Source organism: Flavobacterium sp. LAR06 (genome assembly GCF_041946075.1).
Classification (GTDB): Bacteria; Bacteroidota; Bacteroidia; order Flavobacteriales; family Flavobacteriaceae; genus Flavobacterium.
In genome coordinates this window covers 318270-332383 of record NZ_JAUTYT010000003.1, presented here as the reverse complement: position 1 = coordinate 332383, position 14114 = coordinate 318270, and the positions used below count along the sequence as shown (strand labels likewise).

The window sequence follows — 14114 nt, the reverse complement described above, 5'->3', positions numbered from 1 at the left end:
TTGTCATTTCGACCGAAGGGAGAAATCACAAAAGAAATTCCGTAAAGTTAATATTCAATCTTTGTAGATTCCTGCGTGTGATTTCTCCCTTCGATCGAAATGATAAAAAAGCAATTAAATACATAAAAATCCTACAGAAATAAAAATTATCCATGTTTTTGATGTATTAATCCATTTTCAACGGTAGATGTAATTCTATTTTTGTGTTATAACTTTTAAACTTTTTTGCATTATGAAAAAGCATATAGACACAGACAATCCGTTGAATAATTTAGATGAATGGGAAGAAAATTTGTTACTGCGATATCCTGATCCTTCTGAAAGTGCGACGGAAAAACAAAAGGAAGAATTCAGGAATTATGTCGATTCAGAAAGAGTAGAAACGGTTAAGGAGTTTTATAGAATAAACCATACGTATCAAACTTATGATTTTGTATGCAGCAAAGAGCAGGAGTTTTTACAATTCAATAAAAAAGAAATGTCAATTTGGGAAGCCGTTGATTTTTTAAACACACTTGTAGACGACAGCGACCCGGATATTGATTTAGATCAAACACAACACCTTTTGCAGACTTCTGAAGCCATTAGAGCAGATGGTCACCCGGATTGGTTTGTACTTACGGGTTTTATTCATGATTTGGGCAAAATTTTATGTTTGTTCGGAGAACCGCAGTGGGCAGTTGTAGGAGATACATTTCCGGTTGGTTGTGCCTATTCAGATAAAATTGTTTACCCGGAGTTTTTCAAAGAAAATCCAGATTATACAGACAAAAGATTCAATACGAAATTTGGTGTTTACACAGAAAACTGCGGACTCGATAATGTAAAAATGAGCTGGGGACATGACGAATATTTGTATCAGATTATGAAAGATTATCTTCCGGATCCAGCTTTGTATATGATACGTTATCATTCCTTTTATTCACAGCACAAAGAAAATGCGTATGCACATTTAATGAATGAAAAAGACATCGAAATGTTTGACTGGGTAAGAAAGTTCAATCCGTACGATTTATACACAAAAGCTCCCGTTAAGCCAGATGTAAAAGCATTACTTCCTTATTATAAAGAATTAGTCGCTAAATATTTGCCTGAAAAATTGAAGTTCTAGAAATATCAGAAATTTCATTTTAAAGCTATCTAAAACCACAATAATGCATAAAATCAAAACCAAAATACTTTTATTAAGCCTGCTCGTACTTTGCGGAACTTTTGTTTCTGCTCAGGAACAAGATCGCAACGATTGGGAAAATCCACAAGTATTTCAAATTAACAGAGAACCGGCCCGCGCTGCTTTTCTTCCTTATGCAGATGAAACTTCTGCGATAAGCGATAAATATGAAAACTCACCTTGGTTTTTTTCTTTAAACGGTAAATGGAAATTTTCCTGGTCGCCAACACCGGATCAGCGTCCAAAGGATTTTTACAAAACAGATTTCAGTACTTTACATTGGAAAGAACTTCAGGTACCTTCGAATTGGGAGCTGAATGGATATGGTGTGCCAATTTACACCAATATTACGTATCCATTCGAAAGAAATCCGCCGTTTATCAATCATTGGGATAATCCTGTAGGATCTTATAAAAAAGATTTTGTTTTGCCTGAAAACTGGAAAAACCGACATGTTTTTCTTTATTTTGAAGCCGGAGCATCGGCCATGTATATTTGGGTGAATGGTGAAAAAGTAGGCTATACCGAAAACACCAAAAGTCCGGCAGAATTTGATATTTCTAAATATTTAAAACCTGGAAAAAATAACCTGTCTATTGAGGTGTACAGATGGAGTGATGGCTCTTATCTGGAAGATCAGGACTTTTGGAGACTTTCGGGAATTGACAGAGATGTTTATCTGTACAGTACAAATGATATTCGCATTTCAGATTTTTTTGCCAAACCAGATTTAGATGCGAAATACAAAAACGGAAGTTTAAATGTAGAAGTTAATTTAAAAAACTTGACTTCAACTGCTTTTAACAATCAAAAATTAATAGCAAAATTGGTAGATACTTCAGGGAAAAATGTATTTACAAAAGAATTGAATGTCAATTTTGAAGCATCGAAAATTCAGACTTTAAATTTTGCTCAGAATGTTTCCAATCCAAAATTATGGAGCAGTGAAACACCAAATTTATATACGTTGCTTTTGACTTTAAAAAATGCAAAAGGAGATATTGTAGAAACCGTTTCTACTCAAATTGGATTTAGAAAAGTAGAATTAAAAGGTGGACAATTACTGGTAAACGGAGTTCGATTGATGGTTCATGGTGTAAATATTCATGAACATAATCCGGAAACGGGACATTATCAGGACGAAGCTACAATGCTGAAGGACATCAAAATGATGAAGCAGCTGAACATTAATTCAGTACGCTGCAGTCATTATCCAAATAATATTTTATGGGTAAAATTATGTAACAAATACGGTTTGTTTCTGGTAGATGAAGCCAATATCGAAAGCCATGGAATGGGAGTAGAGGGACAGCCTCTAATTTGGATGAATCCAAAAACTAATCCAGGTTATCTTCAGGAATGGAGAGAAGCACATCTGGATAGAATCTATAGTCTTGTTGAAAGAGATAAAAATGCTCCATCGGTAATTATTTGGTCATTAGGTAATGAAAGTGCCAACGGACCAGTTTTTTATGAAGCCTACAAATGGATCAAAAAAAGAGACAATACAAGATTAGTTCAGTTTGAGCAGGCAAAGGAAAATGAAAACACAGATATCGTTTGCCCAATGTACCCAACAATAGAATACATGAAAGAATATGCGGCACGTAAAGAAGTTACACGCCCTTATATCATGTGTGAGTATTCGCATGCGATGGGAAACAGCAGTGGTAATTTTCAGGAATACTGGGATATCATTCGCGGAAGCAAAAATATGCAAGGTGGGTTTATCTGGGATTGGGTTGATCAGGGATTTGAAGCAACAGATGAAGTTGGTAGAAAATATTGGGCTTATGGCGGCGATTTGGGAAGCCAGAACTATTTGAACGACGAAAATTTCTGCCATAACGGATTGGTTTATGCAGACAGAACTCCACATCCCGGAGCATTTGAAGTAAAGAAAGTCTATCAGGATATTTTATTTAATGCAGTAGATATCAAAAATGGAGTGATCGAAATTATAAACGATTTTGGATTCACAAATCTAAATAAATACAATTTTAAATATGAAGTTTTAGAAAACGGAAAAGTAATCAAGGAAGGTGTAATTGAGATTGTTTTAAATCCAAAAACAAAAAAACAATTTAAGCTTGACTTACCAAAATTACAATCAAAAGAAGGAATAGAATATTTATTGAATGTTTTTGCATACACTAAAACAGGTTCTGAATTACTTCCTCAGAATTTTGAAATTGCTAAAGAACAGTTTGTAATTCAAGACTCTAACTATTTTGCGAAATCAGATGAAGTAAATGCTTCTAAACTTAACGACGAAAAAGAGCAGTTTGTGTTGACTTCAGACAATGTTGTTGTAAAAATCAGCAAAAAAACAGGATTAATTTCTTTCTATAGTTTAAAAGGCGAAGAATATTTTAAACAATATCCTGAACCAAATTTTTGGAGAGCACCAACGGATAATGATATGGGAAATAAAATGCAGATTAGAACGAATGTTTGGAGAACGGCGGGAAAAAACACTTCTTTAGAAAGTATTCAACAGACGGAAGAAAATGGTAAAAAATATATAATCGCGAAATTAAAACTGAATGATGTCGCTTCTGATTATACCATCAAATATGCTTTAGGAAATGACGGTGCTTTAGAAATAGAAGCATCTTATAAAAAAGGCAATAATCCGCTGCCGGAATTACCACGTTTCGGAATGATTTTTACCTTAAAAAACACGTTAGAAAATTTAGATTATTACGGAAGAGGACCTTTAGAAAATTATTCAGATAGAAAAACCTCTTCATTCAAGGGAGTTTATTACAGTAAAGTTGCAGACCAATATGTGCCTTATACACGCCCACAGGAAAATGGATACAAGACGGATATACGCTGGTTTAAGTTGTCAGACAATAAAGGGAATGGCTTAGAGATAAAAGGTCTGCAGCCTTTAGGTATGAGTACTTTAAATAATTATCCTAGTGATTTTGATGGAGGAATTTCTAAGAAAAATATTCATTCAAGTGATATTATTCCAAGAGAAGAAGTAGTAGTTTGTGTTGATTTAACGCAGCGTGGATTAGGAGGAGACAACAGCTGGGGATTACCACCGCACGAACAATATGTATTGACGCAAAGTGAATACAACTACGGATTTGTTATAAAACCTATTTTTTAATGTGATCAGTGGTCAGGTTTTTAGCATCAGTGTTCAGTGATCAGGTTTTAAGTATTCAGTTTTTAATCTGGGTTTCCACTAAGACTAACCACTAAGACTGACTAATACTGACTAAGACTGACCACTAAAAACTGACCACTAAAAACTGATCACTGAACACTAAACCTGAATACTAAAACCCTGACCACTGAATACTAAAAAAAACTATCAACTGACTACTGAATACTAAAAAATGAGTAATACTACAAAAGGAAGATTAATTTCTTTGGATGCGCTGCGCGGATTTGTTATGTTTTGGATTATGAGCGGAGAGCATGTTATTCATACTCTGGCCAAAGCTGCCCCAATTCCTGTTTTTATCTGGATGTCATCGCAATTGCATCATGCGGAATGGAATGGAATTACATTTTATGATATGATTTTTCCTGTGTTTCTGTTTGTTGCAGGAGTTTCAATGCCGTACTCTTTTGAAAAAAAAATGGAGATGGCTGGTGTAAAAACGCCGCAAGAATTACCAAGTAACGAAAAGAAGAAAATTTATTTATCAATGCTGAGAAGAACCTGTATTTTACTGGTTTTAGGATTTGTCGTAAATGGATTATTGCGATTTGAAGGCTTTGATCATACCCGTTTTGCAAGTGTTTTAGGAAGAATTGGCCTAGCATGGTTTTTTGCCGGAATAATCTATTTGAATTTTGATTTAAAAAAACAATTAATCTGGTTCTTCGGTATTTTGATTGGCTATTATGCAGCAATGAAATGGATTCCTGTTCCTGGGTTCGGCGCAGGGGTTTTAACTAAACAAGGATCACTGGAAGGATATATTGATCGCTTGTTTTTACCAGGCAGGCTGCACAGTACGGTTTATGACCCGGAAGGAATATTTTCTACCATACCTGCTATTGCTACAGCATTATTAGGTGTTTTTACGGGAACATTTTTAAAAGCAAATTACTCTTTTTCTATAAAAGTAAAATTGTTTTTAATGACTCTTACGGCAATTGTTCTAATTATAGCAGGATTAGTTTGGGATATTAATTTCCCAATCAATAAACATTTATGGACAAGCTCATTTGTATGTTTTGTTGGCGGATTCAGTATTTTGTTTTTTGTTTTTTTCTATTTAATCATTGACTTGTTCGGTTTTCATAAATGGGCATTTCCATTAATATTAATCGGTTCAAATTCTATTTTGATTTACATTGCCGCCGAAGGTTTAATTGATTTTAAACATACAGCAGATTATGTTTTTGGCGGACTTATCAATTTTACGCCGCTTGTATGGCAGCCTTTTTTTGCTGCTTTATCAGTAACCGTTGTACAGCTTCTGTTACTTTATTTTCTATATAAAAGAAAATGGTTTCTAAAAATTTGAGAGACATTCAAATTTAAATACATTTTACTATCTAACCACACAATAACCGCACATTATGAATGTATTACAAACCGCAGATTACATTGTTTTCTTTATCTACTTTGTCATAGTCACGGCTTATGGAATGTATATTTACCGAAGCAAGAAAACCGCAACGACTAGTTCCAGCGAATATTTTTTAGCTGAAGGATCACTTACCTGGTGGGCAATTGGAGCTTCTTTGATCGCATCTAATATTTCAGCAGAACATTTTATCGGTATGAGCGGTTCTGGTTTTGCAATTGGATTAGCAATTGCTTCTTATGAATGGATGTCTGCTGCCACATTAATTATTGTGGCGATGTTTATTTTACCCATTTATCTTAAAAATAAAATATTTACCATGCCGCAGTTTCTGGCCAAAAGATACAGCGGAACAGTAAGTACCATTATGGCTATTATTTGGCTTTTAATTTATGTGTTTGTAAATCTTACTTCTATCATTTATTTAGGTGCTTTGGCTATTTCATCAATTGCTCCTGTAAGCTTTCAGTTTTGTGTTATTGCGCTAAGTTTATTCTCCGTGATTGTTACTTTAGGCGGAATGAAAGTAATCGGATATACCGATATGTTTCAGGTTATAGTTTTAATTCTTGGCGGATTGGTAACAACTTATTTGGCATTGACTTTACTTTCAGATCAATTTGGTTTTGGAAAAGATATTCTAAAAGGACTCGCTATCATTGCTGATGAGGCGCCCGAGCATTTACACATGATATTAGAAAAGTCAAATCCGCATTATACTGAACTGCCGGGAATGTCTGTTTTGATCGGAGGGATGTTAATCAATAATCTGGCTTATTGGGGATGCAATCAATATATTGTTCAGAGAGCCTTAGGAGCTGATTTAAAAACAGCGCGTAAAGGAATTTTATTTGCCGCTTTTCTAAAATTATTAGTTCCAATTATTGCCGTTTTACCAGGTATCGCCATGTTCGTGATGCACTCTAATGGAATGTTTCAGCAGGAAATGGTAGATACTGCAGGAGTTTTAAAACCAGATCAGGCTTATCCAACTTTAATGAATTTACTTCCTGCAGGCTTAAAAGGCGTAGCTCTTGCAGCTTTAACAGCAGCAATTGTAGCTTCCTTGGCAGGAAAAGCAAATAGTATTTCGACTATTTTTTCTTTAGATATTTATAAAAAATATTTCAATTCGCAGGCAACAGAGAAAAAGCTCGTACGTACAGGAAGATGGTGTGTGGTTGTCTGCATGATTATCGCAGCTATTGTTGCGCCGGCATTAAAATCATTAGATCAGGCTTATCAATTTATACAGGAATATGTCGGGTTCTTTTCACCTGGAGTTTTAGCGGTTTTTTTATTGGGAATGTTCTGGAAAAAAACAACGCCATCAGCCGGACTTGCTGGGGCATTGTTAACAGTGCCGCTCGCTGCCATTTTGAAATTCCTGCCTATGTGGACAGATGGCGCTTTTCCTGATTACCCTTTCTTGGACAGAATGACTATTGTTTTCTTTTTAATTGTGCTAATAATGGTTGGTATTAGTTTAGCAAAACCAGTTTCGGAAGAAGAGGCTGAAATTCATGCAATTGAAGTAGATAACTCTATGTTTAAAGTTTCTTCGGAATTTATTGTTGGTTCATTTATCATCTGCGGAATATTAGTGGCTTTATATACCGTTTTTTGGTAAGCTTGCGAAATTTTGCCACAAAGGCTCTAAGGCGCAAAGTTTTTTAGCACAGATTGTAAATTTTTGTTTCACCCAGATTAAAAAAGATTCACGCAGATTCTGCAGATTTTTTTTTAAGAAATCTAATTAAATCTGCAGAATCTGCGTGAAACAAAAAAGCAGTGACTTTGCGAGATTAAAATAATAAACCAAAAACTTTGCGTAGACTGTATTAAACAAGGTTTTTAATAAATAAAAAGAAATGAAAAAGAAATCTATAATCGCGATCCTAATTTTTTGTCTTTCCTTAACCGTTACAGCGCAAAATGTATATGATGTTAAAAAATACGGAGCAAAAGGAGACGGAAAAACCAATGATGCGGCAGCCATTCAGAAAGCAATTGATGCCTGCAGTAAAACAGGCGGAAGAGTTTTGATTCCGGCACCGTTTACGTTTTTGGCTGGTCCATTTGATGTAAAATCCAAAGTAGAACTACATATCGAAGCCGGAGCAAAATTATTGGCAAGTCCGGATGAAAAATTATATACCAAAAGCGCTTTTAGAACCAATCCGGGAGAAGGTACAATTTGGATAGGAGGAGAAAACGTTGAGGATTTTACCATTAGCGGAAGCGGAAAAATAGATGGAAACGGAATTTCTTTTATGGGTGAAGAATTGGAAGATTCCTATGTTTTAAAACCATTTAATGTACTTGATCCGCGGCCTCATGTACTGACGATTATTGGAGGAAAAAATATCAGAATTAAAGATGTTCATATCGGAAATTCGGCATATTGGACAATTCATTTGGTTGGATGTAACGATGTGGTAATCACTGGTATTACTTTGCTGAACAGCCTAAAAGTTCGTAATAGTGACGGTATTGATTTGGATCATTCTAAAAATGTGAGAATCAGCGATTGTTATATCGAAAGCGGTGATGATTGTATTTGTTTGAAAAACAGAAGAGAATTTGAAGAATTTGGAGCCTGCGAAAATATTACGGTGACCAATTGCACGATGACAAGCAGCAGCTGTGCCATTAAAATTGGTTCAGAAAATATGGATGCGATTAGACAAGTAGTTTTCAATAATTGTATTATTAAAAACAGCAATCGCGCGCTGGGAATTCAAAATCGAGATGAAGGTACAGTGAGCGATGTTATTTTTTCTAATATCATTATCGAAAGTAAATTGACTACAGATACCTGGTGGGGAAAAGCAGAGCCAATTTATGTAACGGCTTTTAGCAGGGCAAAAGGAAATCATAAAGATGCCAACTGGCGTTTTCCAAAAGGAGCTACTGAAGGAAAAGTGGGCGAAATAAAAAATATCTATTTTTCTAATATTCAATGCACAAGCGAAAACGGTGTGTTTGTAAGCGGAGAATCTAAAGATAAAATCAAGAATATTGTTTTTGACAATGTGAGTGTTTTTATTGATAAAATAACTTCTTTTCCTGGTGGAGTATACGACAGACGCCCTTCTAATGTTGAAGGTTTTGTAAAAGGAAGTACTTCAGGATTCTATTTTGATTCGGCAGAACGTATCAAAGTACAGAATTGCACAGTTCAATGGGGAAAAAATAAACAGGAATATTTTAAATACGCAGTCGAAAGTAAAAATGTAGATGAAGTAATCATAACAAATTTAGACGGACAATCAGCTTTTCCTGCTAAATTAGAGGCAGTAAAAAAGTAATTCCTTCCATTCCAAAAACTATGAAAAATAATATCCTCAGAACGTTCACCATTTGCGGTATGCTTTTAAGCAGTTTTTATGTAAATGCTCAAAAAACAATTTTAGAAGTTGATGCCACGAAAACCAATACGAAAATTGAACCTACCATGTTCGGTTTGTTTTTTGAAGACATCAATTTTGCTGCAGATGGAGGATTATATGCCGAATTGATTAAAAACAGGTCTTTTGAATTTGATAAACCTTTGATGGGATGGGAGCAGCCCAATACAAAAAGATCTTCTTTGAATAAAGAATCGGGAAGTGCAGCGCCAATCAAAATTGAGGCAAGCAATACTGTTTTTTGCAGAGTAGAAATCAATAATGCAAAAGGTTACGCTTTAATAAATGAAGGCTTCAGAGGAATGGGAGTAATAAAGGAGGCAAAATACAACCTTTCGTTAAAAGCGGCTAATCATAATGCAGAAATCAAAAAGATTATATTTCAGTTTATTGATAAAGACCAAAAAGTAATTGGAGAAACGAGCATTGTTCCAGAATCAGATCAATGGACAAATTATACATCGCAGATTACAGCTACTCAAACCGAAGCAAAAGCAAAATTAAAAATAACTTTTGAAGGAACAGGAACTATAGATTTAGATATGATTTCATTGTTTCCTGAAGATACTTGGAAGAATAGAAAAAACGGTCTTCGTAAAGATCTGGTACAGCTTTTATATGACATGAAGCCTGGTTTTTTACGTTTTCCTGGTGGTTGTATTGTTGAAGGAAGAACATTGTCTGATCGTTATCAATGGAAAAAATCAGTGGGAAATGTCGAGGAAAGAAAAACGAAGATGAACCGCTGGAATGTAGAATTTAACCACAAACAAACTCCTGATTATTTTCAAAGTTTCGGATTAGGGTTTTTTGAATATTTTCGGCTTTCAGAAGATATTGGAGCGGAACCTCTTCCGATTTTAAGTTGCGGAATGGCTTGCCAGTATAATACAGGGGAATTGGCTCTGATAAACGAACTCGATCCGTATGTTCAGGATGCTTTAGATTTAATTGAATTTGCCAATGGTGCTGTTAGTACAACTTGGGGGAAAATCCGTTCAGATATGGGACATCCAAAACCATTTAATCTAAAATACATTGGAGTTGGAAACGAACAATGGGGACCAGATTATATTGACAGATATAAAGTTTTTGAAAAAGCAATTAAAGCAAAATATCCAAATATTGTAATCGTTTCCGGAAGCGGTCCTTCTCCTGCAGGCGAACATTTTGATTTTGCTATGGGGGAACTAAAAAAACTAAATGCAGAATTGGTAGACGAACATTATTACGAAAGCCCGAAATGGTTTAGAGAAAACGCAGGACGTTATGATAAATACGACAGAAAAGGCCCAAAAATATTTGCAGGAGAATATGCGGCGCAAAGTGTTTCAGGAGCCAATCCGAATAATAGAAATAATTGGGAATGTGCTTTTTCTGAAGCCGCTTTCATGACTGGTTTAGAAAGAAATGCAGAAGTAGTTCATTTGACTTCTTATGCACCTTTAATGGCTCACGAAGATGCCTGGCAGTGGACACCGGATATGATTTGGTTTAATAATTTAGAATCTTACGGTTCAGCCAATTATTATGTGCAGCAATTGTTTTCAACCAATAAAGGAACACATTTGTTAAGTATTACCAAAGATGGAAAAGCTTTAACGGGACAAAATGATTTATATGCATCGGCAGTAAAAGATGTGAATAGCAAAGAAATAATTGTGAAATTGGTAAATACAGCCACATCAGCACAAGATATCAGTATTGATTTAAAAGGAACAAAATTAGGATCCAGAGGAACAATTATTAGACTTGTAAGTCCAAATACGCAAGATGAAAATACTTTTGCAGATCCGAAAAAGATAACTCCAAAACACAGCGAGTACAAAATAACAAAGGGGAATCAGCAATTAAATCTTCCTGCTTATTCGGTGACTGTTTTAAAACTCAAAATGATTTAATTATTTTAATAAATTTAGAATATTAATTTCAACCTAAAATTAAAAATGCATGTTGTACAATTCTCTTAAAAAAAGCTTTTTTCTGCTATTTATATTAACAGGATTTTTTTCCTATGCGCAGCAGGATTTAATATTGCAATATAAGCAGCCTGCGGTTGAATGGACAGAAGCTTTACCAATAGGAAACGGTACACTCGGTGCAATGGTTTTTGGAAGAGTAGATTCTGAGTTAATTCAGTTGAATGAAGCGACTTTGTGGAGCGGCGGACCCGTGCAGAAAAATGTAAATCCTGATGCTTTTAAAAATCTGGCTCTAATTAGGGAAGCATTAACGAATGAAGATTTTGAAAAAGCCTATAATTTGACTAAAAACATGCAGGGTGCTTACAGCGAAAGCTTTATGCCGTTGGGAAATCTTATTTTAACACAAGATTTTGGCGGACAAAAACCTGATCTTTACAATAGAAGTCTTGATATTGAAACAGGATTAGCAGTTACCAATTTTAAAATTGATGACGTAAATTATAAAAGAGAAATCTTTGCTTCGACGCCAGCGCAATGTATTGTAATTAAACTTTCGGCAGATCAATTGAAAAAACTTTCAGTAACAATTGACGCTACAAGCCTTTTAAGAAATCAAAAATCAATACAAAATAAGTCGTTGGTTTTAAAAGGAAAAGCACCATCGCATTCAGATCCTAATTATATTGATTATAATAAAGAACCTGTTATTTACGATGATGTAACTGGCTGTAGAGGAATGTGTTTTGAATTGATTATTAAGCCCATTATAAAAGATGGTGAGGTAAGTGCTGATGGAAATAAACTGGTTATTAAAAATGCATCTGAAATAGTACTTTTCGTTTCAGCAGCAACTAGTTTCAATGGCTTTGATAAATGTCCGGACAGTCAAGGAAAAGACGAACATAAATTGGCAGAAAGTCCAATTAAAAAAACTGTTGGTAAGAAATATGATAGTTTATTAAAAGAACATATTGCAGATTTTCAGCATTTCTTTAACAGAGTTTCCTTAAAACTCAATGAGAAAGAAAGTAATAAATCAAATCTGCCAACAGATACAAGATTAGAACAATATGCAAAAGGAGAAAAAGATGCCGGACTTGAAGCCTTATTTTTTCAATACGGACGTTATCTTTTAATTTCTTCGTCACGAACACACAATACGCCAGCCAATTTACAAGGTATTTGGAATAATAAGCTCCGCGCTCCGTGGAGTAGTAATTATACAACAAACATTAATTTACAGATGAATTATTGGCCTGTAGAATCAGGAAGTTTATCTGAATTGTTTTTTCCGCTTGACGAATTCATAAAAAACGTTTCTGTAACAGGAGCTGAAACTGCTAAAAGTTATTATCATGCCAACGGATGGGTATTGCATCATAATTCAGATATATGGGCAACAACAAATCCTGTAGGTGACTTTGGAAAAGGAGATCCGATGTGGGCAAATTGGTATATGGGGGCCAATTGGTTAAGCAGACATTTATGGGAACATTATGAATATACTGGCAATAAGGACTATCTAAAAAAAGTGTATCCAATTATAAAAGGGGCAGCAGAATTTAGTTTAGACTGGCTTCAAAAAGATAAGAATGGTTATTTGGTAACTATGCCTTCAACTTCTCCAGAAAATAAATATTATTATGATGGAAAAAAAGAAGGTGTCGTAACCACCGCTTCTACCATGGATATTGGAATCACAAAAGATTTATTTAAAAATACCATCGAAGCCTCTAAAGTGCTTAATACCGATTTAGAATTCAGACAAATTTTAAATAAAGCATCAGATGAATTATTTCCTTTTAAAATTGGAAGTAAAGGACAGCTTCAGGAATGGTATAAAGATTTTGAAGAAGAAGATCCGAATCATAGACATACTTCACACCTTTATGCGTTACATCCTGCTAATTTAATTTCGCCTCTAAAAATGCCAGAACTGGCTGAGGCCGCAAAGAAAACATTAGAACTTCGCGGTGATGATGGCACTGGCTGGAGCCTTGCCTGGAAAGTAAATATGTGGGCGAGGCTTTTAGACGGTAATCATGCTTATAGATTATTCAAAAATCAATTAAGATTAACTAAAGAAAATGACACTCAATACAACAGACATGGAGGATGTTATCCGAATCTTTTTGACGCTCATCCGCCATTTCAGATAGATGGGAATTTTGCCGGAACTGCAGGCGTTATTGAGATGTTAATGCAAAGCCAGAATAAAGAAATTCATCTGCTACCAGCTCTTCCAGATTCATGGAAAGACGGTGAAATAAAAGGCATTACAGCAAAAGGTAATTTTACTGTAGATATAAAGTGGAATGATGGTAAAATGAGTCAGGCAAAAATAGTGTCTAATAATGGAGGTATTTGTTCTATTAGGGCAGCAGAACCATTTTTGATTGAAAAACTGAATATCAAAAGTGAGAAATCATCTATTGGTTATACCGTAGTATTTGAAACTAAAAAAGGATTGTTTTATAATATAGTACCTGCAGAATAGGTATAAAATGTTAATGAAGGGGGAATAAGCGTTCCTACTGGTTCTGTCGAATCTTTGAATAACTTTTATCTTTAGAATTTTAAACCGATCAAAAAATGAATATAAAGGTCATTGTTATCCAAAATACATAATTCTTCAGTCTGTATATTTCAAATTAAGATTTACACTTAGTTACCGGGATGTTGAAGAAATAATGAAGATTAGAGTTGCTTGTAGATCATGCCGCGATTCAGCGCTGGGTTTATAAGTTTGCACCTTTGATTGAGTCAGAGATGAACAAGAGAAAAGGCAGAGTGGGGGCGAGTTGGAGATTGGATGAGACCTATATCAAAGTAAAAGGTATTTGTTGTTATTTATATCTAGCGGTAGATAAATTAGGCAATACAGTAGATTTTCTTCTGACCAGAAAAAGACAGAGAATGAGTGCGCAGTTATTTCTAATTAAAGCAATTAGTAATTGTAAATTGGCAGGCTAACTTTAAATTACTTAAATTCTTATATTTGATTCTGACAGATGCAACAAAACCACCCCATTATGGTATAAAAATT

8 protein-coding genes are annotated in these 14114 nt (G+C 34.7%); all 8 read left to right on the top strand.

All coding sequences use genetic code 11. The features are described 5' to 3' along the window. Positions 1 to 232: 232 nt before the first annotated feature. The 8 genes from Q7C23_RS06455 to Q7C23_RS06420 all read left to right on the top strand — a co-directional run bounded on the left by Q7C23_RS06455 (position 233) and on the right by Q7C23_RS06420 (position 14041). A complete protein-coding gene (locus Q7C23_RS06455; protein WP_375031729.1) occupies positions 233 to 1111 on the top strand; it encodes an inositol oxygenase family protein in 879 nt (292 codons plus the stop codon). A gap of 43 nt (positions 1112 to 1154) precedes the next feature. Beyond that, on the top strand, positions 1155 to 4295 hold the full coding sequence (locus Q7C23_RS06450) for a glycoside hydrolase family 2 TIM barrel-domain containing protein (protein ID WP_375031728.1): 3141 nt from the start codon (positions 1155 to 1157) through the stop codon (positions 4293 to 4295). Positions 4296 to 4527: 232 nt separating this feature from the next. After that, a complete protein-coding gene (locus tag Q7C23_RS06445) occupies positions 4528 to 5670 on the top strand; it encodes an acyltransferase family protein (RefSeq protein WP_375031727.1) in 1143 nt (380 codons plus the stop codon). A 55-nt stretch (positions 5671 to 5725) separates the two neighbouring features. Continuing rightward, positions 5726 to 7363 (top strand): sodium/solute symporter, encoded by a 1638-nt coding sequence (locus Q7C23_RS06440; protein ID WP_375031726.1) that lies wholly within the window; start codon positions 5726 to 5728, stop codon positions 7361 to 7363. 241 nt (positions 7364 to 7604) lie between these two features. Continuing rightward, entirely contained in the window at positions 7605 to 9044 is a 1440-nt protein-coding gene (locus Q7C23_RS06435) for a glycoside hydrolase family 28 protein (protein WP_375031725.1), read from the top strand. Positions 9045 to 9064: 20 nt separating this feature from the next. Next, the gene (locus Q7C23_RS06430) at positions 9065 to 11044 is read left to right on the top strand and encodes an alpha-L-arabinofuranosidase C-terminal domain-containing protein (RefSeq protein ID WP_375031724.1); all 1980 of its coding nucleotides are present in this window, start codon (positions 9065 to 9067) and stop codon (positions 11042 to 11044) included. Positions 11045 to 11093: 49 nt separating this feature from the next. Then, positions 11094 to 13565 carry a glycoside hydrolase N-terminal domain-containing protein gene (locus tag Q7C23_RS06425; RefSeq protein WP_375031723.1) on the top strand — a complete coding sequence of 824 codons (2472 nt, stop codon included), beginning with the start codon at positions 11094 to 11096 and terminating at the stop codon, positions 13563 to 13565. Positions 13566 to 13837: 272 nt separating this feature from the next. Further along, a complete protein-coding gene (locus tag Q7C23_RS06420) occupies positions 13838 to 14041 on the top strand; it encodes a DDE-type integrase/transposase/recombinase (RefSeq protein ID WP_375031807.1) in 204 nt (67 codons plus the stop codon). Positions 14042 to 14114 lie beyond the last annotated feature (73 nt).

Coding starts and splice junctions, on each gene's coding strand:
- Q7C23_RS06450 (WP_375031728.1), top strand. CDS start 1,155: ATGCATAAAATCAAAACCAAAATACTTTTATTAAGCCTGCTCGTACTT.
- Q7C23_RS06430 (WP_375031724.1), top strand. CDS start 9,065: ATGAAAAATAATATCCTCAGAACGTTCACCATTTGCGGTATGCTTTTA.
- Q7C23_RS06435 (WP_375031725.1), top strand. CDS start 7,605: ATGAAAAAGAAATCTATAATCGCGATCCTAATTTTTTGTCTTTCCTTA.
- Q7C23_RS06455 (WP_375031729.1), top strand. CDS start 233: ATGAAAAAGCATATAGACACAGACAATCCGTTGAATAATTTAGATGAA.
- Q7C23_RS06445 (WP_375031727.1), top strand. CDS start 4,528: ATGAGTAATACTACAAAAGGAAGATTAATTTCTTTGGATGCGCTGCGC.
- Q7C23_RS06420 (WP_375031807.1), top strand. CDS start 13,838: ATGAACAAGAGAAAAGGCAGAGTGGGGGCGAGTTGGAGATTGGATGAG.
- Q7C23_RS06425 (WP_375031723.1), top strand. CDS start 11,094: ATGTTGTACAATTCTCTTAAAAAAAGCTTTTTTCTGCTATTTATATTA.
- Q7C23_RS06440 (WP_375031726.1), top strand. CDS start 5,726: ATGAATGTATTACAAACCGCAGATTACATTGTTTTCTTTATCTACTTT.